The following is a 24,707-nucleotide window of genomic DNA, read 5'->3' as shown; positions in this document are numbered from 1 at the left end:
GATCGTCCCGTTCGACGAAAGAGCCTTCCATGACACAGCAGGCAAGACGGCGGCTCGGGCCGCTCAGAGCCCTGGGGCTGATGGCCGCCACGAGTCTGATCGCGGTCGGTGGCACCGGCACCGCCCAGGCGGCCGATCCGCCCCTTCCCGTGACGATCACCGGCAAGGACCGGGTCGAGCTGTCGTTGCAGTCCGACAACGGCGACCCCTCCGAACCGCAGGTCGATCTGCGGCTGAACGCCCCGGGAGAGGAGTTCGAGGGCGACGGCGTCGTCCCTCCCGTGTTCACCGGCGACTACACGGTCCGCATCGACGCCACCGAACTGGCGGGCGTCGCCTCGGTGAAGCTCCCCTGCGACGCCGACGGGCTCGTCGCCGTCTGTACGGGCCGCGAACTGTACGCCGGCCAGCAGTACAACAAGGTTGGCGGCATCCGGCTCGACATCGACGACGCCAGTGAGGCCGGGGACTTCGGCAGCATCACCGTCACCGGTGAGGGCGAAGGTCTGGCCTTCACCCCGCTCAGCATCGATGTGCTCGTCGGTGGCCCCGAGTTCCTGAACCACAAGCTCTCGCTGCCCGAGGACCTCCGGGCGGGCGGCACCTACGAGGCGCCCGTGGGCCTGCGCAACGTCGGCAGCCTGGACGCCGAGGGCGCGGTGCTGCGGTTCCACGGCTCCCGCGGGGTCTCCTTCCCCGACTCGTTCGGCAACTGTGCTTACGCCGAGGTGACCACCGGCCCTCTGCTGCACCAGGGCACCGATGCGCTCTGCACCTTCCCGGACACCATCGAGGCCGGGACGGCGTACGCGTTGGCCGAGCCGCTGAAGGTACGGACCGCGGACTTCGCGCTGCACGACATCTTCACGTACTCCTTCACGGCGGTCGGCCCTGGCGAGGCGGACGGCCTGCGCGCGGCCAAGGACTACCGGCCGGGTACCGGAGCGGACCTGGAGCTGAAGAAGGTGCCCGGTGCCGCCCCCACGGACTACACCCGGTACGCGGACCTGGACCTGCCGACGACGAACACCTACGACCTGGAACTGACCGGCGCCTCGGCGGACGGTGCGGCCGGCGACACCGTCACGGCGGAGATCGGCTTCCGCAACAACGGCCCGGCCTGGATCAGCGCCCTGCGTTCCGGCGGTGAGCCCCTCGGGTTCACGGTGGCGGTTCCCGAAGGGGCGACCGTCACCAAGGCCCCGGAACGCTGTGGGAAGAGCACCCTCGCCGATGGCGAGGAGGGCTACCTCTGCTGGGTGAGCACCCCGCTGCTGGAGGACGCCGAGCTCCGCTTCCCGTTCGAGCTCCGCGTAGACCGGGTCGTCGAGGGCGCCAAGGCCGAGGTGGCGCTGCCCGAGTGGGACAACCCCTGGGACTCCGACCACGCGAACAACTCCGCTTGGATCGTCCTCAACGGCGCTGACGACGCGACGGGCGGCGACACGGGCCGGACCGACGGCGGCACGCCGGACGATTCCTCCTCCGGATCCGACCAGAAGGGCGGTTCCGACTCCACAGGCGCCGGCGCGAAAGGCGCCGACGGTACGAGCGGGGTGTCCGGCGACGACACGGGAGCCGACCCCCAGGGCGGTCTCGCCCTCACCGGCGCCGGTGGGGCGGCGCTGATCGGCGGGGCGGCGCTGCTCGCTCTGGGCCTCGGCGCGGTCCTGGTCGTGTCCCTGCGTCGCCGCGCGCGGCAGACGGACGGCGCCACCGCCTGAGGCGTGAAGCCGTGAGGGGCGCTGTGGGCGGCCGGGGCCGGATGGGTGGGGTCTCGGGCCGCCGACGAGTGTCCGGGGCACTGTGAGGGGGCGCCACGGCGCCGCACGGCGCTCGGCCGAGAAGTTGTCACCCCGTCAACGCACGCCGTCCGGGTGACAATCCGGGCATGCGGGCCATCCTGGCCGGGGTGAACGGGGAGCGCGTGAACGGGAGGGCCGCTGCCATCGAGTGGCAGCGGCCCTTCAGTCCCGTGGGGACCGAGCCCGTGCGGGCCCGGTCCGTCCGTGCGCACGCGGCTCAGAGCACGCGCACGGCACCCGAGGCGGGGTAGCCGGAGAGATCCTGGATGACGACGCCCTTGGACGGGTTGGCGGCGTCCAGGTACTGGCCGTTACCGATGTAGACGCCCGTGTGGTACGCGGAACCCTTGCCGCCCCAGTACAGGATGTCGCCGACCTGGAGGTTGGACAGCGAGACGTCGGTGCCGACGGTCGACTGGTCCTGCGAGACGCGCGGCAGGTCGACGCCGACCTGCTTGAACGCGGCCTGCACCAGGCTGGAGCAGTCCCAGGCGTTGGGGCCCGTGGCGCCCATGACGTAGGCGTCGCCCACCTGCGCCTTGAGGAAGGCGATGACGGTCGCGACGCTGCCGCCGGCCGGCGCGGAGGCGGTGGCCGGTGCGGAGGCGGTGGCCGCGGTGGCCACCGCGCTCGTGGCGCCCGCGTCGGCGGTGAGGACGGCGCGCTCCGCGTCGCGCGTGGCGCGCTCGGCGGCGGCCTTGCGGGCCTCCTCGGCGGCCTTCTTCTTCGCCTCGGCCTTCTTCTTGGCCTCGGCGAGGTCGGCCTTCGCCTCCTTGGCGGCCTCGGCCGCGGCGGCGTCCCGCTCGGCCTGCAGTTGGTAGTTCGCGGCGGCCTGCTGGGTGGCCTGCGCGGACTGGGCGACCTGAGTGGACAGGTCGGCCGTCAGGGTGGGCAGCTCGAGGGTCTGCGTCACCGGCTCGGCGGCGTTCGCCGCCGACGCCCCGGCCACTGCCAGAGTGCTGAGAACACCACTGGCGACTCCGGCCCGCATCGCCATCGTGGACGACGCGGTGCGGCGGGGTTTCCGGTGGCTGCGTATGTGAGCGGTGTGGGACATGGGAACAACCGGTACCAGGGGCTCCTTCATATCCACAAGAAACGTGTGCTGCGCCACAGTTGTTCAACGGCAGCCGAGAATCCCGGGCGTGTCGCTCTTTATTGACGCCGTAACGGACATTGCGGGCGGGCCGTAATGGGCTCGTGATCACGGTCTTTCATCTTTACGTCCGAATTGCCCCGGCACCTACCACCGCTTGGAGTGATTGGCCAAGCCCCCTTCCCTCGTCGCCCCGAGGGGTGTGGCGGAGGTCACGGAACGGTCGCCCGTCCCGACGCGTCCGGAATGTGCGCCGCGACAGGGTTGCGGCCGGGTTGTGGCGAGATCGCGAACGGATCGCGGGTGGGTCACGGCCGGATCGCGGCCCGATCGCGGCCGGATCGGGCCGCCGGGACTTCGTGAACGCGTGCACGCGTCCACGTCGCGCCTCGCGTCCCCCTGATGTGTGAACGCCTCCTCTAACAAGGGAACGAGTCCAGCACCAATTTGCATGCAGGGGAACCTTCTTGATATTGAGGCGACCCCTCTGACCTGCACTGACGTGGCAAATTGTCACTTCTGGTGACCGCGCGGACGCTTCGCGTGTGAAGATCACCGCTCATCCGGCTTCATGATCGTTCGTCAGGTGGTGGAGATCACAAAGCTTTGGCAATACCCCGTGTCGCAGATCACAGACCTACGGGCATAGGATGCGGAGCGGTTGGGCTTGTGACCCGCTTCACATGTTCTCGATCTCCGCCGGGGCGGGCGTGGTTCGGGGGACGCGTGGGGCGGAAGTGAGCTCGACTCGCCAGCAGTCAGTGCCGACTGAGAGGAGCGAGGAGCGGTGAACGCGTATGCGCCCATCCTCGTACTGGGAGCCCTCGGGGCAGGCTTTGCGATCTTCTCCGTGGTCATGGCCACGCTGATCGGTCCGAAGCGGTACAACCGCGCCAGGCTCGAGGCCTACGAGTGCGGTATCGAGCCGACCCCCACGCCGGCCGGCGGCGGGCGCTTCCCCATCAAGTACTACCTGACGGCGATGCTCTTCATCGTCTTCGACATCGAGATCGTCTTCCTTTATCCCTGGGCCGTCAGCTTCGACGCGCTGGGGATTTTCGGGCTCGTGGAGATGCTGCTCTTCGTGCTCACCGTCTTCGTCGCATACGCGTACGTGTGGCGGCGGGGCGGCCTGGAATGGGACTGAAGGGCCTTTGACCATGGGACTCGAAGAAAAGCTGCCGAGCGGATTCCTGCTGACCACCGTCGAGCAGGCCGCGGGCTGGGTGCGCAAGTCGTCCATGTTCCCCGCCACGTTCGGACTCGCCTGCTGTGCCATCGAGATGATGACCACCGGCGCCGGCCGCTACGACCTGGCGCGTTTCGGCATGGAGGTCTTCCGCGGCTCGCCGCGGCAGGCGGACCTGATGATCGTGGCCGGCCGGGTCAGCCAGAAGATGGCGCCGGTGCTGCGGCAGGTCTACGACCAGATGCCGAACCCCAAGTGGGTGATCTCCATGGGGGTCTGCGCCTCCTCGGGCGGCATGTTCAACAACTACGCGATCGTCCAGGGCGTCGACCACGTCGTCCCGGTCGACATCTACCTCCCAGGCTGTCCGCCCCGGCCCGAGATGCTGATGGACGCCATCCTCAAGCTCCACCAGAAGATCCAGAGCTCCAAGCTCGGTGTGAACGCCGAGGAAGCGGCCCGTGAGGCGGAGGAGGCGGCGCTCAAGGCACTGCCCACCATCGAGATGAAGGGGCTGCTGCGATGAGTGACGCGAAGAACGCCGCGGGTGACGGCGGCGTGAACCCGGAGAAGGACCTCTCGGCGGAGAACCTTCCCGGCAGGCGCGGCGAGGGCGGTGAGGAGATCCGCGTCCAGCGCGGCATGTTCGGCGCCGCCAACGGCGGCGACACCTCCGGTTACGGCGGTCTGGTCCGCTCGGTCCGGCTCCCGGGACCGTCGAACCGCCCCTACGGAGGCTGGTTCGACGAGGTCGCCGACGAACTGGAGGGCGCGCTGGAGGAGCAGGACCTGCTTCCACAGAACGCCATCGAGAAGACGGTCGTCGACCGCGGCGAACTCACCTTCCACATCGAACGCGAGCACCTGGTCCGGGTCGCGAGGACCCTGCGGGACGACCCCGCGCTGCGCTTCGAACTGTGCACCGGTGTCAGCGGCACCCACTATCCGAACGACAAGGGCCGCGAACTGCACGCCGTGTACCACCTGCGCTCGATCACCCACAACCGGTTGATCCGCCTGGAAGTCAGCGCCCCCGACAACGACCCGCACATCCCGTCGCTGGTCTCCGTCTATCCGACGAACGACTGGCACGAGCGCGAGACGTACGACTTCTTCGGCATCGTCTTCGACGGCCACCCGGCCCTGACGCGGATCCTGATGCCGGACGACTGGCAGGGCCACCCGCAGCGCAAGGACTATCCCCTCGGCGGCATCCCCGTCGAGTACAAGGGCGCCCAGATCCCGGCTCCGGACCAGCGGAGGTCGTACTCATGAGCACGTCGAACGCATCCGCGGAGTCCGCGGCCTCCGCCGCCTCCGCGCGCGAGACCACGGAAGGCACCGTCTACACCGTCACCGGTGGCGACTGGGACGAGGTCGTCCAGACGGCGAGCCGCAGTGACGACGAGCGCATCATCGTCAACATGGGCCCGCAGCACCCGTCCACGCACGGCGTGCTCAGGCTGATCCTGGAGATCGACGGCGAGACCGTCTCCGAGGCCCGCTGCGGCATCGGCTACCTCCACACCGGCATCGAGAAGAACCTCGAGTACCGGACCTGGACCCAGGGCACCACGTTCGTGACGCGCATGGACTACCTGACGCCGTTCTTCAACGAGGCGGCGTACTGCCTCGGCGTCGAGAAGCTCCTCGGCATCGAGGACCAGATCCCCGACCGCGCCTCGGTCATCCGCGTGCTCCTGATGGAGCTGAACCGGCTCTCCTCCCACCTGGTGTGCATCGCGACCGGAGGCATGGAGCTCGGCGCCACCACCATCATGATCTACGGATTCCGCGATCGTGAACTCATTCTCGACGCCTTCGAGCTCATCACGGGCCTCAGGATGAACCACGCGTACATCCGCCCCGGCGGACTCGCCCAGGACCTGCCGCCCGGAGCGGTGGACCAGATCCGCGAGCTCGTGAAGACGCTGCGGAAGAACCTCCCGGAGTACGACGCGCTCGCCACCGGGAACCCGATCTTCAAGGCCCGTATGCAGGACGTCGGTTACCTGGACCTGGCCGGCTGCATGGCCCTCGGGGCCACCGGTCCCGTCCTGCGCTCCACCGGCCTGCCGCACGACCTGCGCAAGGCGCAGCCGTACTGCGGGTACGAGACGTACGACTTCGAGGTCCCCACCGCGGACACCTGCGACTCCTACGGCCGCTTCCTGATCCGGCTGGAGGAGATGCGCCAGTCGCTGCGCATCGTCGAGCAGTGCCTGGACCGGCTCCAGCCCGGGCCGGTCATGGTGGCCGACAAGAAGATCGCCTGGCCCGCCCAGCTCGCCATGGGGCCGGACGGACTGGGCAACTCCCTCGACCACATCAAGCAGATCATGGGCACCTCCATGGAGGCCCTGATCCACCACTTCAAGCTGGTCACCGAGGGTTTCCGCGTGCCGCCGGGACAGACGTACACGGCGGTCGAGTCGCCCAAGGGCGAGCTCGGGGTGCATGTCGTCTCCGACGGCGGCACCCGTCCCTACCGGGTCCACTTCCGCGACCCGTCCTTCACCAACCTGCAGGCCATGGCGGCGATGTGCGAGGGCGGCCAGGTCGCCGACGTCATCGTCGCCGTGGCATCCCTCGACCCCGTGATGGGAGGCGTCGACCGGTGACCACCTCATCTTCGGAGCGGGGCGTCAGCCTGGGCATGCCCCAACTGCCCGCGCCCGCCTACCCGGACGAGGTCCGGGCCCGGCTGGAGACCGACGCGCGCGAGGTCATCGCCCGCTATCCGGACTCCCGGTCCGCCCTCCTGCCGCTGCTGCACCTCGTGCAGTCGGAGGAGGGCCACGTCACGCGCACCGGAATGCAGTTCTGCGCGGACGTGCTCGGCCTGACCACGGCCGAGGTCACCGCCGTCGCCACCTTCTACACCATGTACCGGCGCCGGCCGAGCGGTGACTACCAGGTCGGGGTGTGCACCAACACCCTGTGCGCCGTCATGGGCGGCGACGCCATCTTCGAGGAGCTCCAGGAGCACCTCGGCGTCGGCAACGGCGAGACCACCGAGGACGGCAAGGTCACCCTCGAACACATCGAGTGCAACGCGGCCTGCGACTTCGCACCCGTCGTGATGGTCAACTGGGAGTTCTTCGACAACCAGGACCCCCAGAGCGCCAAGCGCCTGGTCGACGACCTGCGGGCCGGCCGCCCGGTCTCGCCCACGCGCGGGGCGCCGCTGTGCACGTTCAAGGAGACCGCCCGGATCCTGGCCGGTTTCCCCGACGAGCGGGAGGGCGCCGTCGCGGCCACGGGCAGCGCGGGACCCGCTTCCCTGACCGGCCTGAAGCTGGCCAAGGGGGAGGCCGCCCCCGCGCGCGTGGTGCACCCGCGCGGCGAGGCGCCCACGGGCACCCCGCCGCACGAGCCGTCGCCGACGGAGCACCTCAGCTCGCACGACGCGCCGCAGGACACATCGGCCTCCGACCCTTCGCACCCGGCCGGACCCGTCGCAGAGGAGGGGGAGTGATGACCTTGGCACCCGCCGAACTCAAGGACATCGGTCCGGAGAAGCTGCTCGCACCCGTGCTGTCGGCCTTCTGGGACGAGGACGAGTCCTGGACCCTGGACGTCTACCAGAGGCACGAGGGGTACGAGGGGCTCCGCAAGGCCCTCGCCATGTCACCGGACGACGTCATCGCGTACGTCAAGGAGTCCGGTCTGCGCGGGCGCGGCGGCGCCGGCTTCCCGACGGGGATGAAATGGCAGTTCATTCCCCAGGGAGACGGCAAGCCCCACTATCTGGTGGTCAACGCTGACGAGTCGGAGCCCGGGACGTGCAAGGACATTCCGCTCCTCTTCGCGAACCCGCACAGCCTCATCGAGGGCATCGTCATCGCCTGCTACGCCATCAGGTCGTCCCATGCCTTCATCTATCTGCGTGGTGAAGTCGTCCCCGTGCTGCGGCGGTTGCACGAGGCCGTGCGCGAGGCCCGTGCGGCGGGCCTGCTCGGCGAGAACATCCTGGGCAGCGGACTCGACCTCGAACTCACCGTGCACGCGGGCGCCGGCGCGTACATCTGCGGTGAGGAGACCGCACTGCTCGACTCGCTCGAAGGCCGCCGTGGCCAACCGCGGCTCCGTCCTCCCTTCCCCGCCGTCGCGGGCCTCTACGCGTGCCCCACTGTGGTGAACAACGTCGAGTCGATCGCCTCGGTTCCCGCCATCATGAACCGGGGCAAGGAATGGTTCCGCTCGATGGGCAGCGAGAAGTCACCCGGCTTCACTCTCTATTCCCTCAGCGGCCACGTCGCACGCCCCGGGCAGTACGAGGCGCCGATGGGCATCACGCTGCGCCAGCTGCTCGACATGAGCGGCGGCATGCGGCCGGGGCACCGCCTGAAGTTCTGGACGCCGGGCGGCTCCTCGACGCCGTTGCTCACCGAGGAGCACCTCGACGTCCCCCTGGACTACGAAGGGGTGGGCGCCGCCGGTTCCATGCTCGGCACGAAGGCGCTCCAGTGCTTCGACGAGACGACCTGCGTCGTACGGGCCGTCACCCGCTGGACCGAGTTCTACGCCCACGAGTCCTGCGGCAAGTGCACGCCGTGCCGCGAAGGGACGTACTGGCTCGTGCAGCTGATGCGCGACATCGAGGCCGGCAAGGGCCGGATGTCCGACCTCGACAAGCTGAACGACATCGCCGACAACATCAACGGCAAGGCGTTCTGCGCCCTCGGCGACGGCGCCGCCTCGCCGATCTTCTCCTCGCTGAAGTACTTCCGTGAGGAGTACGAGCAGCACATCACGGGCCGCGGCTGCCCGTTCGACCCGGCCAGGTCGACGGCCTGGGCCGACCGTACGGAGGTGCACGCATGACTGTGACCACCAGCTCTCCCTCCGGTGGGGGAGAGGCGGCGGTCCCGCCCGAGGACCTCGTGACGCTGACGATCGACGGCGTCGAGATCAGCGTGCCCAAGGGCACCCTGGTCATCCGGGCCGCCGAACAGCTCGGCATCGAGATCCCCCGGTTCTGCGACCACCCCCTCCTCGACCCGGCCGGCGCCTGCCGCCAGTGCATCGTCGAGGTCGAGGGCCAGCGCAAGCCCATGGCCTCCTGCACCATCACCTGCACCGACGGGATGGTGGTGAAGACCCAGCTGACCTCGCCCGTCGCGGAGAAGGCCCAGCACGGGGTGATGGAGCTGCTGCTCATCAACCACCCGCTGGACTGCCCGGTCTGCGACAAGGGCGGCGAGTGCCCGCTGCAGAACCAGGCGATGTCGCACGGCAACCCCGAGTCCCGCTTCGAAGGAAAGAAGCGGACCTACGAGAAGCCCGTCCCGATCTCCACCCAGGTGCTGCTCGACCGTGAGCGGTGCGTGCTGTGCGCCCGCTGCACCCGGTTCTCCAACCAGATCGCCGGCGACCCGATGATCGAGATGGTCGAGCGGGGCGCGCTCCAGCAGATCGGCACCGGCGAGGGCGATCCCTTCGAGTCGTACTTCTCCGGCAACACCATCCAGATCTGCCCGGTCGGCGCGCTCACCTCGGCGGCCTACCGGTTCCGCTCCCGCCCCTTCGACCTGGTCTCCTCGCCGTCGGTGTGCGAGCACTGCTCCGGCGGCTGCGCCACCCGTACCGACCACCGGCGCGGCAAGGTCATGCGGCGGCTGGCCGCCGACGACCCCGAGGTCAACGAGGAGTGGGTGTGCGACAAGGGGCGCTTCGGGTTCCGGTACGCGCAGCAGCGGGACCGGTTGCAGACCCCGCTCGTGCGCAACGCCGAGGGTGAGCTGGAGCCCGCCTCCTGGCCCGAGGCACTGCAGATCGCGGCTCAGGGGCTGCTGGCCTCCCGCGGCCGCACCGGCGTCCTGACCGGCGGCCGGCTCACCGTCGAGGACGCCTACGCGTACAGCAAGTTCACACGCGTGGCGCTCGACACCAACGACATCGACTTCCGCGCGCGCGTGCACAGCGCCGAGGAGGCCGACTTCCTCGCCGCGCGGGTCGCGGGTCGCGGACACGACCTCGGGGACGCGTCCGGCCCGCACTCCGGGGGCGGTGTCACGTACTCCTCGTTGGAGAAGGCTCCCGCCGTCCTGCTGGTCGGGTTCGAGTCGGAGGAGGAGGCGCCCGGCGTCTTCCTGCGGCTGCGCAAGGCGTGGCGTACCCACGGGCAGCGGACCTTCGCCCTGGCCACGTACGCCACGCGCGGCCTGGAGAAGGCCGGCGGCACGCTGCTGCCGGCGGCCCCCGGCACCGAGACCGAATGGCTGGACGCGCTCGCGAGCGGCGTCGGTCTGGAGGGCGACGGGGCCAGGGCGGCCGAAGCGCTGCGGACCGAGGGCGCGGTGATCGTCGTCGGTGAGCGGCTCGCCGCCGTCGAGGGCGGTCTCACCGCCGCCGTACGGATCGCCACCGCGACCGGCGCCCGGCTGGTGTGGATCCCGCGCCGGGCCGGGGAGCGGGGCGCCGTCGAGGTGGGCGCGCTGCCGTCGCTGCTGCCGGGCGGGCGCCCGGCGACCGACCCGCGCGCGCGGGAGGAGGTCGCCGCCGTCTGGGGCGTCGCCGCTCTCCCGCACCGCTACGGCCGCGACACCGGCGAGATCGTCGAGGCCGCGGCGACCGGCGAACTGCAGGCGCTGCTGGTCGCGGGCGTGGAGGTCGCCGACCTGCCCGACCCGTCGCGCGCGCGTGCGGCACTCGCCGAGGCCGGGTTCGTGGTCTCCCTGGAGCTGCGGCCCGGTGAGGTCACCGAACTCGCCGACGTGGTGCTGCCGGTGGCGGCCGTCGTCGAGAAGGCCGGTGCCTTCCTCAACTGGGAAGGCAGGGTCCGGCCCTTCGAGGCGGCGCTCAAGCCCGACCAGATGACCCGTCCCCTCCCGCCGACCGACGCGCGCGTGCTGCAGATGCTGGCCGACGCCATGGACGTGCACCTGGGCCTGCCGGATCTGCGCACGGTACGCGCGGAAATCGAGCGGCTCGGCACCTGGGACGGCCCGCGGGCCACCGAACCGCTGCGGACCGCGGGCGCGCTGCCCCGGCCGGCCGCCGGGGAGGCGGTGCTGGCCGGACACCGGCTGCTGCTGGACCAGGGGCTCCTGCAGCAGGGCGACGAGGCGCTCGCCGGCACCCGGCACGCCGCGCACGCGCGGGTGTCGGCCGCCACGGCCGTCGAGGTCGGCGTCGAGGACGGCGGCCTGATCGCGGTGACCGGCACCGCCGGAACGGTCGAACTTCCCCTGAGCGTCACCGAGATGCCCGACCGCGTGGTGTGGCTCCCGCTGAACTCCGCGGGCGGCGGTGTCGCCTCCGACACCGGGGCGCTGCCCGGCTCCCTCGTCCGTATCGGCCCGGCGGCACTCGCCGGCGAAGCCCCCGAGGAGGTGGAGGCATGAGCCTGTACTTCGCCGCTGAAGACCTCTCGATGTTCGGCCGCGACCCCTGGTGGCTGGTCGCCCTCAAGGCGGTGTTCTGCTTCGCCTTCCTCATGGTGACGGTGCTGATCGCCATCGTGATGGAACGCAAGATCGTCGCCTGGATGCAGCGGCGCGTCGGCCCCAACCGGAACGGCCCCTGGGGCATGCTCCAGTCGCTCGCCGACGGCGTGAAGCTGATGCTCAAGGAAGACGTCGTCGTCAAACGCGCGGACAAGGCGGTGTACGTCCTCGCGCCGATCGTCGCGGCCGTTCCGGCCTTCATGGCGATCGCGGTGATCCCCTTCGGGCCGTCCGGCAACGAGATCTCGATCTTCGGTCAGCGGACCACGATGCAGCTCACCGACCTGCCGATCGCCCTGCTCTACATCCTCGCGGTCGCCTCGATCGGCATCTACGGCATCGTCCTGGCGGGCTGGAGCTCCGGATCCACCTACCCGCTGCTGGGCGGTCTGCGCTCCTGCGCGCAGATGATCTCCTACGAGATCGCCATGGGCGCCGCGTTCGCCTCCGTGTTCCTCTACTCGGGCTCGATGTCGACGTCGGCGATCGTCGAGCAGCAGGCCGACCGCTGGTACATCCTGCTGCTGCCGGTCTCCTTCCTCATCTACATCGTCACGATGGTCGGCGAGGTCAACCGCGCCCCCTTCGACATGCCGGAGTCCGAGGGCGACCTGGTCGGCGGCTTCAACACCGAGTACTCGTCGATCAAGTTCGCGATGTTCATGCTCGCCGAGTACATCAACATGGTGACCGTCTCGGCCGTCGCCACCACCCTCTTCCTGGGCGGCTGGCGCGCTCCGTGGCCGATCAGCACCTTCTGGGAGGGCGCGAACCACGGCTGGTGGCCGATGCTCTGGTTCGTCGTCAAGGTCCAGCTGCTGCTGTTCATGTTCGTCTGGCTGCGCGGCACGCTCCCGCGGGTCCGCTACGACCAGCTGATGAAGCTCGGCTGGAAGGTCCTGATCCCGGTCTCCCTGGTGTGGCTGATGCTCGTCGCCACGGTGCGGGCCCTGCGGAACGAGAACTACGGGTTCACCGACATCGCCCTCTACGTCGCCGCGGCCGTCCTCACCCTGCTGGTGCTGTCCTTCGTCGTCGACATGTTCCGGGCGAAGGGCAAGAAGGCCGAGGAGGCCGAGGAACCCGGCGAGGCCCCGGCCGCCTTCGATCCGATGGCGGGCGGATTCCCCGTACCGCCGCTGCCCGGACAGGAGCTTCCGCCGGTGCCGCGACGGCCCTCGCGCCAGGAGCGGAAGCTCGTTGCCAGTGGCGGAACCGATACTCAAAGTGACGGATCTCTGGATGGAAAGGAGGCGTCCGATGGCTGAGGAATCCAAGGAGGCCGGGCAGACGAAGCCCGGTTTCCTGAACCCGGTGGCCGGCTTCGGCGTGACCTTCAAGGCCATGTTCAAGAAGCGGCTGACCGAGCAGTACCCCGAGCAGCCGAAGACCACGGCCCCGCGCTTCCACGGCAGGCACCAGCTCAACCGCCATCCGGACGGTCTGGAGAAGTGCGTCGGCTGTGAACTGTGCGCCTGGGCCTGTCCCGCCGACGCGATCTACGTCGAGGGCACGGACAACACCGACGAGGAGCGCTACTCCCCCGGCGAGCGGTACGGCCGCGTCTACCAGATCAACTACGCCCGCTGCATCCTGTGCGGTCTGTGCATCGAGGCGTGCCCCACGCGCGCGCTCACGATGACCAACGAGTTCGAACTGGCCGACTCCAGCCGCGCCAACCTCATCTACACCAAGGAGCAGCTGCTCGCCGGTCTGGAGGAGGGCATGGTCGACAGCCCGCACGCCATGTACCCGGGCACCGACGAACAGGACTACTACCGGGGCCTGGTCACCGAGGCCGCGCCCGGCACGGAGCGGCAGGTCGCCCACTCCAAGGGCGAGGTCGTGCAGGAGGCGGACTCGACCTTCGGCGAGGACGAACCGGCCTCGGAGAAGGTGATCCGGGGATGACCGCGTACACCGCGTCCACCGAGTATCTCGCCGCCTACTCCACCTCCACCGGAGAGGCCGTCCAGTTCTGGATCCTCGGCACGGTCGCCGTGATCGGCGCGCTGGGCACCATCCTGATGCGGCGTGCCGTGCACAGCGCGCTCTGCCTGGCCGGAACCATGATCGTCCTGGCGGTGTTCTACCTCGCCAACGGCGCCTACTTCCTGGGCATCGTCCAGATCATCGTCTACACCGGCGCGATCATGATGCTGTTCCTGTTCGTGGTGATGCTGGTCGGCGTCACCGCGGCGGACTCCCTGAAGGAGACCATCAAGGGCCAGCGCTGGCTCGCCCTGCTGTGCGGGCTCGGCTTCGGCATCCTGCTGGTCGGCGGCATCGGCAACGCCGCGCTCACCGAGTTCAACGGCCTCGGCCAGGCGAACGCGAACGGCAACGTCCCGGGCCTCGCCGCTCTCATCTTCACCCGGTACGTGTTCGCCTTCGAGATCACCGGTGCCCTGCTCATCACGGCCGTCGTCGGCGCCATGGTGCTCACCCACCGCGAGCGCACCGAGCGTGCCCGGACCCAGCGGGAGCTCTCCGAACAGCGCGTCCGCGAGGGCAAGCACCTCCCGCCGCTGCCGGCCCCGGGCGTGTACGCCCGGCACAACGCGGTGGACATCGCGGGCCTGCTGCCCGACGGCACACCGTCCGACCTCACCGTCAACAAGACGCTGCGCGAACGGGGTCAGATCCGGGACGTGTCGCGGGAGGCGCTCAACGACCTGCGGGCGCTGGAGCAGCGCGCGGAGGAGCGTCTTGAGCGCGTGGCGGTCGAGCCGACGTTCAAGTCGGCGTACGAGCGGGCCGAGGAGGCATCGAAGTGAACCCGGTCAACTACCTGTACCTCGCTGCCCTGCTGTTCACGATCGGCGCCACCGGTGTGCTCATCCGGCGCAACGCGATCGTCGTCTTCATGTGCATCGAGCTCATGCTCAACGCCTGCAACCTCGCGTTCGTCGCCTTCTCCCGTATGCACGGCAACCTCGACGGCCAGATCATCGCCTTCTTCACGATGGTCGTCGCCGCGGCGGAGGTCGTGGTCGGGCTGGCGATCATCGTGTCCCTGTTCCGTTCCCGCCACTCGGCCTCGGTCGACGACGCCAGCCTGATGAAGCTGTGAGGGGTCGGTAGACCGTGACTAACACAGAGAATCTGATCGCGCTGCTGGTGGCGGCGCCTCTGCTCGGAGCGGTGGTCCTGCTGTGCGGCGGCCGCCGGCTGGACGCCGTCGGCCACTGGGTCGGCACGGCGCTCGCTGCCGCGTCCTTCGTGATCGGCCTCGTCCTCTTCACCGACATGCTGGGCAGCGCCGCCGACGACCGCACCCTGACGCAGCACCTGTTCAGCTGGATCCCGGTGGAGGGCTTCCAGGCGGACGTCGCCTTCCAGCTCGACCAGCTGTCGATGACGTTCGTCCTGCTGATCACCGGCGTCGGCTCGCTCATCCACCTGTACTCGATCGGGTACATGGAGCACGACGAGCGGCGCCGCCGCTTCTTCGGCTATCTGAACCTGTTCCTCGCGGCGATGCTGATCCTCGTCCTCGCCGACAACTACCTGCTGCTGTACCTGGGCTGGGAGGGCGTCGGTCTCGCCTCCTACCTGCTGATCGGTTTCTGGCAGCACAAGCCCAGCGCCGCGACCGCGGCGAAGAAGGCATTCCTGGTCAACCGTGTCGGCGACATGGGTCTGTCGATCGGGATCATGCTGATGTTCCTGTGGTTCGGCACCTTCGCCTTCGGGCCGGTGCTCGGCAGCCACGGGGAGGCCGGGCTCGCCGGTGCCGCCGGCGAGGGCAAGCTCACCGTGATCGCCCTCATGCTGCTGCTCGCGGCCTGCGGCAAGTCCGCCCAGGTGCCGTTGCAGTCCTGGCTCGGGGACGCGATGGAGGGCCCGACCCCGGTCTCGGCCCTGATCCACGCCGCGACCATGGTCACGGCGGGCGTGTACCTGATCGTCCGCTCCGGGGCCATCTTCAACGGCGCTCCCGACGCGCAGCTGGTCGTCACCATCGTCGGCGCGGTCACGCTGCTGTTCGGTGCGATCGTCGGTTGCGCGAAGGACGACATCAAGAAGGCGCTGGCCGGTTCGACGATGTCGCAGATCGGCTACATGGTGCTCGCGGCGGGCCTCGGCCCCATCGGCTACGTCTTCGCGATCATGCACCTGGTGACGCACGGCTTCTTCAAGGCCGGCCTGTTCCTCGGCGCCGGTTCGGTCATGCACGGCATGAACGACGAGGTCGACATGCGCCGCTACGGCGGACTGCGCAAGTACATGCCGGTCACCTTCATCACCTTCGGCCTCGGGTACCTCGCGATCATCGGCTTCCCGGGCCTGTCCGGCTTCTTCTCCAAGGACATGATCATCGAGGCGGCCTTCGCCAAGGGCGGCACCGAGGGCTGGATCCTCGGCGGCGCGGCCCTGCTGGGCGCCGCCATCACCGCGTACTACATGACGCGCGTGATGCTGATGACGTTCTTCGGCGAGGAGCGCTGGCGCAACGCCCCGACGCCGTCCCCGGCCGCACCCGACGTGGAGCTCGCCGCCGAGACGCGCGGCGAATACACTTCGCCCGACCCGCACGAGTCGCCGAAGGTCATGACGATCCCGATGATCGTGCTCGCCTTCGGGTCGGTGTTCGCGGGCGCGTTCTTCGGCATCGGAGACCGGTTCCTGAACTGGCTGGAGCCCGTCACCGGGTACGACCACGGCCACGCGCCGATCAGCGCCCTGACGGTCACGATCGCCACGGTGACCGTGATGGTCGTCGGCGTGGCGATCGCCTGGGGCCAGTACGGGCGCCGCCCGGTCCCGGCCGTCGCCCCGCGCGGGTCGCTGCTCACCCGGGCCGCCCGGCGCGACCTGCTCCAGGACGACTTCAACCATGTGGTCCTGGTACGTGGCGGCGAGCACCTCACGCGCTCCCTGGTGTACGTCGACCACACACTGGTCGACGGGGTCGTCAACGGGACGGCGGCCTCGTTCGGCGGTCTGTCCGGACGGATGCGCAAGCTGCAGAACGGCTTCGCGCGGTCGTATGCGGTCTCGATGTTCGGCGGCGCGGCAGTCCTGGTCGCCGCGACCCTGCTGATGAGGGCGGTCTGATACCGATGTCCTTTCCTCTGCTGACAGCGACGGCGGCGCTCCCGGCCATCGGGGCGATCGCCACGGCCGCCGTACCGGCCGCGAAGCGCACCGCCGCCAAATGGCTGGCCCTGCTGGTCTCGATCGCCACCCTGGTGCTGGCGATCGTCGTCCTGGTGCGCTTCGACCCGGGCGGCGACCGCTACCAGCTCACCGAATCGCACGCCTGGATCGCGGAGTTCGGCGTCCGCTACGAGCTCGGGGTGGACGGCATCGGGGTCGCGCTGATCGCGCTGACCGCCCTGCTGATCCCGTTCATCATCCTCGCGGGCTGGCACGACGCCGACCCCCTGGAGACCGGCAGCAAGCGGTGGCGGCCGACGCAGGGCTTCTTCGCCCTGATCCTGGCCGTCGAGGCGATGGTGATCCTCTCCTTCGAGGCCACCGACGTCTTCCTCTTCTACATCTTCTTCGAAGCCATGCTGATCCCGCTGTACTTCCTGATCGGCGGCTTCGGGGACCGGGCCCACCAGCACGGCGAGCAGGCGGCCACGACGCAGCGTTCGTACGCGGCGGTGAAGTTCCTGCTCTACAACCTGGCCGGCGGTCTGGTCATGCTGGCCGCGGTGATCGGGCTGTACGTGGTCGCCGGGAACTTCTCCCTCACGGAGATCGCCGAGGCGCGGGCGAACGGTTCGCTCCAGATGTCGGCGAGCACCGAGCGCTGGCTGTTCCTCGGGTTCTTCTTCGCCTTCGCGGTGAAGGCGCCGATGTGGCCGCTGCACACCTGGCTGCCCAACGCCATGCAGGAGTCCACCGCTCCGGTCGCCGTGCTCATCACGGCCGTCGTGGACAAGGTGGGCACCTTCGCGATGCTGCGCTTCTGCCTCCAGCTGTTCCCGGAGGCGAGCAAGTGGGCGACGCCCGCGATCATGGTGCTGGCCGTCATCAGCATCATCTACGGGGCGCTGCTCGCGGTGGGCCAGCGCGACATCAAGCGGCTGATCGCGTACGCGTCGATCTCGCACTTCGGCTTCATCATCATGGGCATCTTCGCGATGACCAGCCAGGGCCAGTCCGGGGCGACGCTCTACATGGTCAACCACGGGATCTCGACCGCCGTCCTGCTGCTGGTGGCCGGGTTCCTGATCTCGCGGCGCGGCTCCCGGCTCATCGCCGACTACGGCGGGGTGCAGAAGGTCGCGCCGGTCCTCGCCGGCACGTTCCTGATCGGCGGTCTGGCGACGCTGTCGCTGCCGGGACTGGCGCCGTTCGTCAGCGAGTTCCTGGTCCTGGTCGGCACGTTCACGCGCTACCCGGTGATCGGCGTCATCGCCACCTTCGGCATCGTGCTCGCCGCGCTCTACACCCTCGTCCTCTACCAGCGGACGATGACGGGCCCCCTCAGGCCCGAGCTTGCCAAGATGCCCGACCTGCGGGTGCGTGAGATCGCCGTGGCCGCGCCGCTGATCGTGCTGCTGGTCTTCCTGGGCGTCTACCCGAAGCCCGTCACGGACATCGTGAACCCGGCGGTGAAGCAGACCATGTCCGACGTACAGAAGAAGGACCCCCAGCCCGAGGTGGAGGCGGCCAAGTGAGCACATCAGCCGTCCACAGCCTGTGGACAACGGCGGCCGACCCGATCTCGAAGATCGACGCGCCGAAGATCGAGTACGCCCAGCTCGCCCCTGTCATGATCATCGTCGGCGCGGCGGTCGTCGGGATCCTGGTCGAGGGCTTCGTACCGCGCAGGTTCCGTTACTACGCACAGATGTTCGTCGCGACGTCCGCAGTCGTCGCCGCGTTCGCCGCGGTGGTGGCGCTCGCGGCCGCCGGGTACGGCACGACCAAGGCGGGCATCGCGGCGATGGGCGCGATCGCCGTCGACGGCCCGGCCCTGTTCCTGCAGGGCACGATCCTGCTGACGGCCCTGGTCGGCCTGTTCACCTTCGCCGAGCGCAGGCTCGACCCGGAGGTGCAGGGCAACCGCGTCGACTCGTTCGCCGCGCAGGCCGCGGCCGTGCCGGGCAGCGAGAACGAGAAGAAGGCGGTCAAGGCCGGGTTCACCACCACCGAGGTGTTCCCGCTGCTGCTCTTCGCCGTCGCCGGCATGCTGGTCTTCCCGGCGGCCAACGACCTGGTGACGCTCTTCGTGGCCCTGGAGGTCCTCTCCCTCCCGCTGTACCTGCTCTGCGCGCTGGCCCGCCGCAAGCGGCTGATCTCGCAGGAGGCCGCGGTCAAGTACTTCCTGCTCGGCTCGTTCGCCTCCGCGTTCCTCCTCTTCGGCATCGCGCTGCTGTACGGCTACGCGGGCTCGATGTCGTACGCGAGGATCGCGCAGGTCGTCGACGGCACGATCCAGGAGGTCGACCCGGCCCTCGTCAACACCATGGGCAACGACGCGCTGCTGCTGGTGGGCGCGGGTCTGCTGATCATGGGCCTGCTGTTCAAGGTCGGTGCCGTCCCCTTCCACATGTGGACGCCGGACGTGTACCAGGGCGCGCCCACCCCGGTGACGGGCATGATGGCGGCGGCGACCAAGGTGGCGGCGTTCGGCGCCCTGCTGCGGGTGCTGTACGTCCTGCTCCCCGGCCTGCGCTGGGACTGGCGGCCGGTCATGTGGGCCGTGGCCATCGTCACCATGCTGGGCGGCGCGATCTTCGCGATCACCCAGACCGACATCAAGCGGCTGCTGGCGTACTCGGCGATCTCGCACGCGGGCTTCGTCCTCGCGGGTGTCATCGCGGCCACGCCGGCCGGCATCTCGTCCGTCCTCTTCTACCTGGCGGCGTACTCGTTCGTGACGATCGGCGCGTTCGCGGTGGTGACGCTGGTGCGGGACGCCGGAGGTGAGGCGACGCACCTGTCCAAGTGGGCGGGGCTCGGTCGCCGTTCGCCCCTGGTGGCGGCGGTGTTCGCGGTGTTCCTGCTCGCCTTCGCGGGCATTCCGCTGACCTCCGGCTTCGCCGGGAAGTTCGCCGTGTTCAAGGCGGCGGCGGAGGGCGGCGCGGTGCCGCTGGTCGTGGTCGGTGTGATCGCGTCGGCGATCGCGGCGTTCTTCTACATCCGGGTGATCGTCCTGATGTTCTTCAGCGACCCGCGGCCCGAGGGCCCGACCGTCGCGGTGCCGTCGCCGCTGACGATGACGGCGATCGGACTGGGCGTGGTGGTCACGGTGGTGCTCGGTGTGGCACCGCAGTACTTCCTGGAGCTGGCGGGCGACGCGGGAGTGTTCGTGCGCTGACCGGGCATCCGCCGACGACAGGGCGGCCCGGTACCCGCTCGGGGGGTACCGGGCCGCCCTGTCATGGCAGGGACGGGCCGACGGGGCCTGTGGACAACTCCGGGGTTGTCGGTGCGGGCACCTATGGTGGGCGCAGTGGGCGCAGCGGATGTAGTGGACGCAGTGACCGAGAGTGAACGAGCGCGTTGTACGGGGCGGGACGATGGGCGGGACAGGCGGTAGTGGTGGGATGGCAGTGATGGAGAGCGAGGCGCGGGCCACGCTGCAGCGGGTGTTCGGGTTCGAGGCCTTCCGCGGTGAGCAGGAAGCGGTGACCGAGCATGTGATCGCGGGCGGGGATGCCGTGGTCCTCATGCCGACCGGTGGCGGCAAGTCCCTGTGCTACCAGATCCCGGCCCTGGTCAGACCGGGTACGGGGGTCGTCGTCTCCCCGCTGATCGCGTTGATGCAGGACCAGGTGGACGCGCTGCGGGCGCTCGGTGTGCGCGCCGGGTTCATGAACTCCACGCAGGACTTCGACGAGCGTCGTGTGGTGGAGGCAGAGTTCCTGGCGGGCGAGCTGGACCTGCTGTACCTCGCGCCGGAGCGGCTGCGGCTGGACAGCTCGCTGGAACTGCTCTCGCGGGGGAAGATCTCCGTCTTCGCGATCGACGAGGCTCACTGCGTGTCCCAGTGGGGACACGACTTCCGGCCGGACTACCTCACGCTGTCACTGCTCGGGGAGCGCTGGCCGGACGTGCCCCGGATCGCGCTCACCGCGACGGCCACGCACGCCACGCACCGGGAGATCACCGAGCGGCTGGCCATGCCGGACGCCCGGCACTTCGTGGCGAGCTTCGACCGGCCCAACATCCAGTACCGGATCGTGCCGAAGGCCGACCCCAAGAAGCAGTTGCTGGGCTTCCTGCGCGAGGAGCACGCCGGCGACGCGGGCATCGTCTACTGCCTCTCCCGCAACTCCGTCGAGAAGACAGCCGAGTTCCTCAGCCGCAACGGCATCGAGGCGGTGCCCTACCACGCGGGGCTGGACGCGGGGACGCGCGCCGCGCACCAGGCCCGTTTCCTTCGGGAGGACGGCCTGGTCGTGGTGGCGACCATCGCCTTCGGGATGGGCATCGACAAGCCGGACGTCCGGTTCGTCGCCCATCTCGACCTGCCCAAGTCCGTCGAGGGCTACTACCAGGAGACGGGCCGCGCCGGCCGCGACGGGCTGCCGTCCACGGCCTGGATGGCGTACGGCCTGGGCGACGTCGTGCAGCAGCGCAAGCTGATCCAGTCCGGCGAGGGGGGCGAGGCCTTCCGGCGGCGGGCCGCCCAGCATCTGGACGCGATGCTCGCACTGTGCGAGACGGCCGGATGCCGGCGTGCCCGGCTCCTGGCCTACTTCGGCCAGGACGACGCCGCCCCGGCGGGCTGCGGCAACTGCGACACCTGCCTCACCCCGCCGGAGACCTGGGACGGCACCGTCGCGGCCCAGAAGGTGCTGTCGACGGTGGTCCGGCTGCAGCGGGAGCGCGGGCAGAAGTTCGGCACGGTGCAGATCGTCGACATCCTGCTGGGGAAGCGCACCGCCAAGGTCATCCAGTTCGACCACGACCAGCTGTCCGTGTTCGGGATCGGTGAGGACCTCAGTGAGGGCGAGTGGCGGGGCGTCGTCCGGCAGTTGCTGGCCCAGGGACTGCTGGCGGTCGAGGGCGACTACGGCACGCTGGTGCTGACCGAGGCCAGCGGGGCGGTGCTGCGTCGCGAGCGTGAGGTGCCGCTGCGCAAGGAGCCGAAGAAGCCGGTGACTTCCCGGTCGGGGGCGTCGGGAACGTCGGGTTCCGGGCGGGGCAAGGCCAAGGCCGCCGCGGCCGAGTTGCCCGAGGAGCTCGTGCCGGCCTTCGAGGCGCTGCGCGCCTGGCGTGCCGAGCAGGCCCGCGAGCAGGGTGTCCCCGCGTACGTCATCTTCCACGATGCCACGCTCCGGGAGATCGCCACGGTCTGGCCCGGTTCGGTGGCCGAGCTCGGCGGGATCAGCGGGGTGGGCGAGAAGAAGCTCGCGACGTACGGGGAGGGTGTGCTGACGGTGCTGGGGGAACTGGGCGGGCGGCCGGGGGCCGAGGCCCGGGCCGGATCGCAGGGCGCGGCCGCGGACGCCACCGGTTCCGCGTCGGACGACTGGCCCGAGATGGACACCGAACCGGAGCCGGACGACTGGATGTAGTCCGGCACCGGCCTTTCCGGACAACACGCTCAGGGCAGGGCGGTGAGGCCCGGGGCGAAGGTGATCAGCAGGGGGAGGAGGGGGACCAGGGCCGCCGCTGTCGTCGTCAGGGCGCGGTCACGGCGGCCGAGGCGGGGCGGGGGCTTCAGCAGGCGGTCGACGCGCTCGCCGAGCAGGCGGTGGCTGGAGGCGCAGGACAGGACGCCACGGTGCTGGTTGAGCTCGATCAGCGCCAGTGCCGTGGTCAGGTGGCCGCAGCGGCGGGAGGCGGTGTCGTCGGCGGCCAGTTCGACCAGGCGGTGGGTCTGGTCGCAGAAGTGGGTGAACAGCGGGACGCGGGGGAAGCCGGTGGCCAGAGCGGTGGAGAGGTGCAGCAGCCAGTCGTGGTGGGCGCGGGCGTGGCCGCGTTCGTGGGCGAGGACGGCGTCGATCTGGTGGTCGGTGAGGCGGCGCAGGGCACCGGTGGTGACGATCAGCTGGGGCGGGCTGCCCGGCATCCACCAGGCGTCGGGGTACTCGTCCTCCAGCACCAGCAGGGGGCCGCGGGCGGCGGGGAGACCGGCGGGCAGGTCGGGGGCGCGTTCCAGCAGATGTGCGCGGGCCTGGGCGCGGCGTCGGCGGGCGTCGACCAGTTCCCGTACGAGCATGGCCGTGGTCCAGGCGGCGCCGCAGGCCAGCAGCAGGGGGAGGGCGGCCATCCACGGCGGGGCGGCGGACAGGTCGTACGCCGCGGTCACCGCGGGCGGGGCCGGCGCGAAGAGCTGGGCGCGGACGGTGCCGAAGACGGCCGCGGCGCCCAGGGCGAGGGCGGTCACGCAGCACAGCAGGACCGTGGCGACGAGACACTGCCAGACCCACAGGGCGACCACCGGTTCCCGCTCCGGCCAGTCGGCCCGGGTCAGCGCGCGAGGGACGGGCCCGGCGGCCGTCACGGCGACAACGCTCAGCAGGAGCAGGCAGAGGGTCATGCCAAGGGCTCCGGATCCTGTCGGCAGAGGGGGACTTCGGATCGTGCGGGACATGCGGGAGCCGCACACCGCCCGACGCCAAGTATGGCGGTGAAGGGCGGTGTGCGGCAGGGGGGCGACGGAGATCGGAGGGCGCGCGGAGGGACGCCCTGCGGGAGGCGACCCCGGAATCGACGGGATTGACGGGATCGACGGGATTGGTGGGATCGACCCGGCCCGGTCGCCGGGGTCAGCCCGCGGGTGTCACCCGTCCCGTGACCTCGCCGAGGCCGACGCGGACACCGTCCGGTCCCGGGGCCCAGGCCGACAGGGTAACCACGTCGCCGTCCTCCAGGAACGTCCGCTTTCCGTCGGGGAGTTCGAGGGCGTCCCGCCCGTTCCAGGTCAGTTCCAGCAGAGACCCGCGTTCCTGCTCGGCTGGGCCGCTCACCGTGCCGGAGCCGTAGAGGTCGCCGGTGCGCAGGGAGGCGCCGTTCACGGTCATGTGGGCGAGCTGCTGGGCGGCCGTCCAGTACATGGTGGAGAAGGGGGGCTCGGAGACGACGTGGCCGTTGACGGCCACGGAGATCCGCAGGTCGTAACCGCCGGGTTCCTCGTCCGTGTCGTCCAGGTACGGCAGCAGCTCGTGCGTGCGCTCCGGTGGCGCCACCCGGGCCTCTTCCAGGGCGTCCAGGGGGGTGATCCAGGCCGACACCGAGGTGGCGAAGGACTTGCCGAGGAACGGGCCGAGGGGGACGTACTCCCAGGCCTGGACGTCGCGTGCGGACCAGTCGTTGAGGAGGCAGAGACCGAAGACGTGGTCACGGAAGCCGCCGAGCGGTACCGGCCGGCCCCGCTCGGACGGCGCCCCGACCACGAAGCCGACCTCGGCCTCGATGTCCAGCCGGACCGACGGGCCGAAGACCGGGGCCGGGTCGGTCGGCGCCTTGCGCTGCCCCGAGGGCCGTACGACGTCCGTGCCGGACACCACCACCGTGCCGGAGCGGCCGTGGTAACCGATCGGCAGGTGCTTCCAGTTCGGGGTGAGGGAGTCGGCCGCGTCGGGGCGGAAGATCCGGCCGACGTTCCGTGCGTGGTTCTCGGAGGCGTAGAAGTCGACGTAGTCCGCGACGTCGAAGGGAAGGTGCAGGGTTACCGAGGACAGCGGACGGAACAGCGGCCCGACGGTCTCCCGGTGCGCCGGGACGGTCACCCAGGCCGTGAGCGCCCGCCGCACGTCGGACCAGGCCGTCCGGCCCGCCGCCAGCAGCGGGTTGAGGGTCGGGCGGGCGAGCAGGGAGGCGTACGGGGAGCCCAGGGCGTGGGCTGCCGCGCCGGCGTCGAGGACGTGGTCGCCGAGTCGGACGCCCACCCTCTGCTCCGTCGAGCCGGGGGGAGAGAACACGCCGTACGGCAGATTGTGCGGGCCGAAGGGATCGCCCTCGGGGACATCGAAGGGGGGCATCGGGTGCTGCCTCGCTCTCGTGTGCGCAGGTGCTCTGGTGCTTCACGTGTCCGTGGTCGTGCCACACGTTACGGGTGCCGCGGTGGTCTTGGGCAGAGGCGAAGGGGCGGGTCCGGGGCGACGGGCGGCGGGGCGGCGGGGCGGCGGGTCCATGTGCTGCTTCCCCTTGCGTACCGGAAGTTATCCACAGGACGCGACGCAATCTTGACGGAGCGGTGCGAACGGGGTGACTCTGGGCGGGTGCCGGAAGGCCTCGGGGAGGGG

The 24,707-nt window shown here is 70.1% G+C and carries 19 protein-coding genes; 16 read left to right on the top strand and 3 right to left on the bottom strand.

Translation table 11 applies throughout. The features are described from left to right. Positions 1 to 29 precede the first annotated feature (29 nt). Entirely contained in the window at positions 30 to 1,724 is a 1,695-nt protein-coding gene (locus tag AC6F7H_RS10565) for a hypothetical protein (RefSeq protein ID WP_500756733.1), read from the top strand. 298 nt (positions 1,725 to 2,022) lie between these two features. On the opposite strand, the gene AC6F7H_RS10560 is transcribed toward AC6F7H_RS10565, so the two are convergent. Further along, positions 2,023 to 2,892 (bottom strand): C40 family peptidase, encoded by an 870-nt coding sequence (locus AC6F7H_RS10560; protein WP_500756732.1) that lies wholly within the window; start codon positions 2,890 to 2,892, stop codon positions 2,023 to 2,025. 796 nt (positions 2,893 to 3,688) lie between these two features. Here AC6F7H_RS10560 and AC6F7H_RS10555 point away from each other — a divergent pair. From AC6F7H_RS10555 to recQ, 15 genes are all read left to right on the top strand, one after another. After that, positions 3,689 to 4,048, top strand: a complete 360-nt coding sequence (locus AC6F7H_RS10555) for an NADH-quinone oxidoreductase subunit A (protein WP_055570452.1) — start codon at positions 3,689 to 3,691, stop codon at positions 4,046 to 4,048. Between the two features lie 13 nt (positions 4,049 to 4,061). Continuing rightward, on the top strand, positions 4,062 to 4,616 hold the full coding sequence (locus AC6F7H_RS10550) for a NuoB/complex I 20 kDa subunit family protein (RefSeq protein WP_363033953.1): 555 nt from the start codon (positions 4,062 to 4,064) through the stop codon (positions 4,614 to 4,616). Continuing rightward, the gene (locus AC6F7H_RS10545) at positions 4,613 to 5,365 is read left to right on the top strand and encodes an NADH-quinone oxidoreductase subunit C (RefSeq protein WP_500756731.1); all 753 of its coding nucleotides are present in this window, start codon (positions 4,613 to 4,615) and stop codon (positions 5,363 to 5,365) included. Before AC6F7H_RS10550 ends, AC6F7H_RS10545 begins: the two co-directional genes overlap by 4 nt. Then, complete coding sequence (locus AC6F7H_RS10540; protein ID WP_500756730.1) at positions 5,362 to 6,711, top strand: NADH-quinone oxidoreductase subunit D; 1,350 nt, start codon at positions 5,362 to 5,364, stop codon at positions 6,709 to 6,711. The genes AC6F7H_RS10545 and AC6F7H_RS10540 overlap by 4 nt, the downstream gene beginning before the upstream one ends. Then, positions 6,708 to 7,568 (top strand): NADH-quinone oxidoreductase subunit NuoE, encoded by an 861-nt coding sequence (gene nuoE, locus AC6F7H_RS10535; protein ID WP_500756729.1) that lies wholly within the window; start codon positions 6,708 to 6,710, stop codon positions 7,566 to 7,568. Before AC6F7H_RS10540 ends, nuoE begins: the two co-directional genes overlap by 4 nt. Further along, entirely contained in the window at positions 7,565 to 8,917 is a 1,353-nt protein-coding gene (gene nuoF / locus AC6F7H_RS10530) for an NADH-quinone oxidoreductase subunit NuoF (protein WP_500756728.1), read from the top strand. Before nuoE ends, nuoF begins: the two co-directional genes overlap by 4 nt. Further along, positions 8,914 to 11,439 carry an NADH-quinone oxidoreductase subunit G gene (locus AC6F7H_RS10525; protein ID WP_500756727.1) on the top strand — a complete coding sequence of 842 codons (2,526 nt, stop codon included), beginning with the start codon at positions 8,914 to 8,916 and terminating at the stop codon, positions 11,437 to 11,439. Before nuoF ends, AC6F7H_RS10525 begins: the two co-directional genes overlap by 4 nt. Continuing rightward, positions 11,436 to 12,809 (top strand): NADH-quinone oxidoreductase subunit NuoH, encoded by a 1,374-nt coding sequence (gene nuoH, locus AC6F7H_RS10520; protein WP_500756726.1) that lies wholly within the window; start codon positions 11,436 to 11,438, stop codon positions 12,807 to 12,809. The genes AC6F7H_RS10525 and nuoH overlap by 4 nt, the downstream gene beginning before the upstream one ends. Continuing rightward, entirely contained in the window at positions 12,802 to 13,452 is a 651-nt protein-coding gene (nuoI, locus tag AC6F7H_RS10515; protein ID WP_500756725.1) for an NADH-quinone oxidoreductase subunit NuoI, read from the top strand. The genes nuoH and nuoI overlap by 8 nt, the downstream gene beginning before the upstream one ends. Continuing rightward, positions 13,449 to 14,318, top strand: coding sequence for an NADH-quinone oxidoreductase subunit J (locus AC6F7H_RS10510; protein ID WP_500756724.1), 870 nt, complete (start codon positions 13,449 to 13,451; stop codon positions 14,316 to 14,318). The genes nuoI and AC6F7H_RS10510 overlap by 4 nt, the downstream gene beginning before the upstream one ends. Then, a complete protein-coding gene (nuoK, locus tag AC6F7H_RS10505; protein WP_003974374.1) occupies positions 14,315 to 14,614 on the top strand; it encodes an NADH-quinone oxidoreductase subunit NuoK in 300 nt (99 codons plus the stop codon). The genes AC6F7H_RS10510 and nuoK overlap by 4 nt, the downstream gene beginning before the upstream one ends. A 14-nt stretch (positions 14,615 to 14,628) precedes the next feature. Beyond that, positions 14,629 to 16,602 (top strand): NADH-quinone oxidoreductase subunit L, encoded by a 1,974-nt coding sequence (gene nuoL / locus AC6F7H_RS10500; protein ID WP_500756723.1) that lies wholly within the window; start codon positions 14,629 to 14,631, stop codon positions 16,600 to 16,602. A 5-nt stretch (positions 16,603 to 16,607) separates the two neighbouring features. After that, positions 16,608 to 18,179, top strand: a complete 1,572-nt coding sequence (locus tag AC6F7H_RS10495; RefSeq protein ID WP_500756722.1) for an NADH-quinone oxidoreductase subunit M — start codon at positions 16,608 to 16,610, stop codon at positions 18,177 to 18,179. Further along, positions 18,176 to 19,825, top strand: a complete 1,650-nt coding sequence (gene nuoN / locus AC6F7H_RS10490; protein ID WP_500756721.1) for an NADH-quinone oxidoreductase subunit NuoN — start codon at positions 18,176 to 18,178, stop codon at positions 19,823 to 19,825. The genes AC6F7H_RS10495 and nuoN overlap by 4 nt, the downstream gene beginning before the upstream one ends. 229 nt (positions 19,826 to 20,054) lie before the next feature. Next, complete coding sequence (recQ, locus tag AC6F7H_RS10485; protein WP_500756720.1) at positions 20,055 to 22,031, top strand: DNA helicase RecQ; 1,977 nt, start codon at positions 20,055 to 20,057, stop codon at positions 22,029 to 22,031. Positions 22,032 to 22,060: 29 nt separating this feature from the next. On the opposite strand, the gene AC6F7H_RS10480 is transcribed toward recQ, so the two are convergent. Beyond that, positions 22,061 to 22,999, bottom strand: coding sequence for a M56 family metallopeptidase (locus AC6F7H_RS10480; protein WP_500756719.1), 939 nt, complete (start codon positions 22,997 to 22,999; stop codon positions 22,061 to 22,063). Positions 23,000 to 23,228: 229 nt separating this feature from the next. After that, a complete protein-coding gene (fahA, locus tag AC6F7H_RS10475; protein ID WP_500756717.1) occupies positions 23,229 to 24,443 on the bottom strand; it encodes a fumarylacetoacetase in 1,215 nt (404 codons plus the stop codon). Between the last annotated feature and the right edge of the window lie 264 nt (positions 24,444 to 24,707).

The organism is Streptomyces sp. MMS24-W38 (genome assembly GCF_059889265.1).
This window is presented reverse-complemented; position numbering and strand designations above follow the sequence as displayed.

What these genes read in the sequence shown, in the direction of transcription:
- AC6F7H_RS10545 (WP_500756731.1), top strand. Translation starts at nt 4,613, where the DNA reads ATGAGTGACGCGAAGAACGCCGCGGGTGACGGCGGCGTGAACCCGGAG.
- AC6F7H_RS10550 (WP_363033953.1), top strand. Translation starts at nt 4,062, where the DNA reads ATGGGACTCGAAGAAAAGCTGCCGAGCGGATTCCTGCTGACCACCGTC.
- AC6F7H_RS10510 (WP_500756724.1), top strand. Translation starts at nt 13,449, where the DNA reads ATGACCGCGTACACCGCGTCCACCGAGTATCTCGCCGCCTACTCCACC.
- AC6F7H_RS10565 (WP_500756733.1), top strand. Translation starts at nt 30, where the DNA reads ATGACACAGCAGGCAAGACGGCGGCTCGGGCCGCTCAGAGCCCTGGGG.
- AC6F7H_RS10525 (WP_500756727.1), top strand. Translation starts at nt 8,914, where the DNA reads ATGACTGTGACCACCAGCTCTCCCTCCGGTGGGGGAGAGGCGGCGGTC.
- AC6F7H_RS10560 (WP_500756732.1), bottom strand. Translation starts at nt 2,892, where the DNA reads ATGAAGGAGCCCCTGGTACCGGTTGTTCCCATGTCCCACACCGCTCAC.
- fahA (WP_500756717.1), bottom strand. Translation starts at nt 24,443, where the DNA reads ATGCCCCCCTTCGATGTCCCCGAGGGCGATCCCTTCGGCCCGCACAAT.
- AC6F7H_RS10480 (WP_500756719.1), bottom strand. Translation starts at nt 22,999, where the DNA reads ATGACCCTCTGCCTGCTCCTGCTGAGCGTTGTCGCCGTGACGGCCGCC.
- AC6F7H_RS10540 (WP_500756730.1), top strand. Translation starts at nt 5,362, where the DNA reads ATGAGCACGTCGAACGCATCCGCGGAGTCCGCGGCCTCCGCCGCCTCC.
- nuoI (WP_500756725.1), top strand. Translation starts at nt 12,802, where the DNA reads ATGGCTGAGGAATCCAAGGAGGCCGGGCAGACGAAGCCCGGTTTCCTG.
- AC6F7H_RS10495 (WP_500756722.1), top strand. Translation starts at nt 16,608, where the DNA reads ATGTCCTTTCCTCTGCTGACAGCGACGGCGGCGCTCCCGGCCATCGGG.
- recQ (WP_500756720.1), top strand. Translation starts at nt 20,055, where the DNA reads ATGGCAGTGATGGAGAGCGAGGCGCGGGCCACGCTGCAGCGGGTGTTC.
- nuoH (WP_500756726.1), top strand. Translation starts at nt 11,436, where the DNA reads ATGAGCCTGTACTTCGCCGCTGAAGACCTCTCGATGTTCGGCCGCGAC.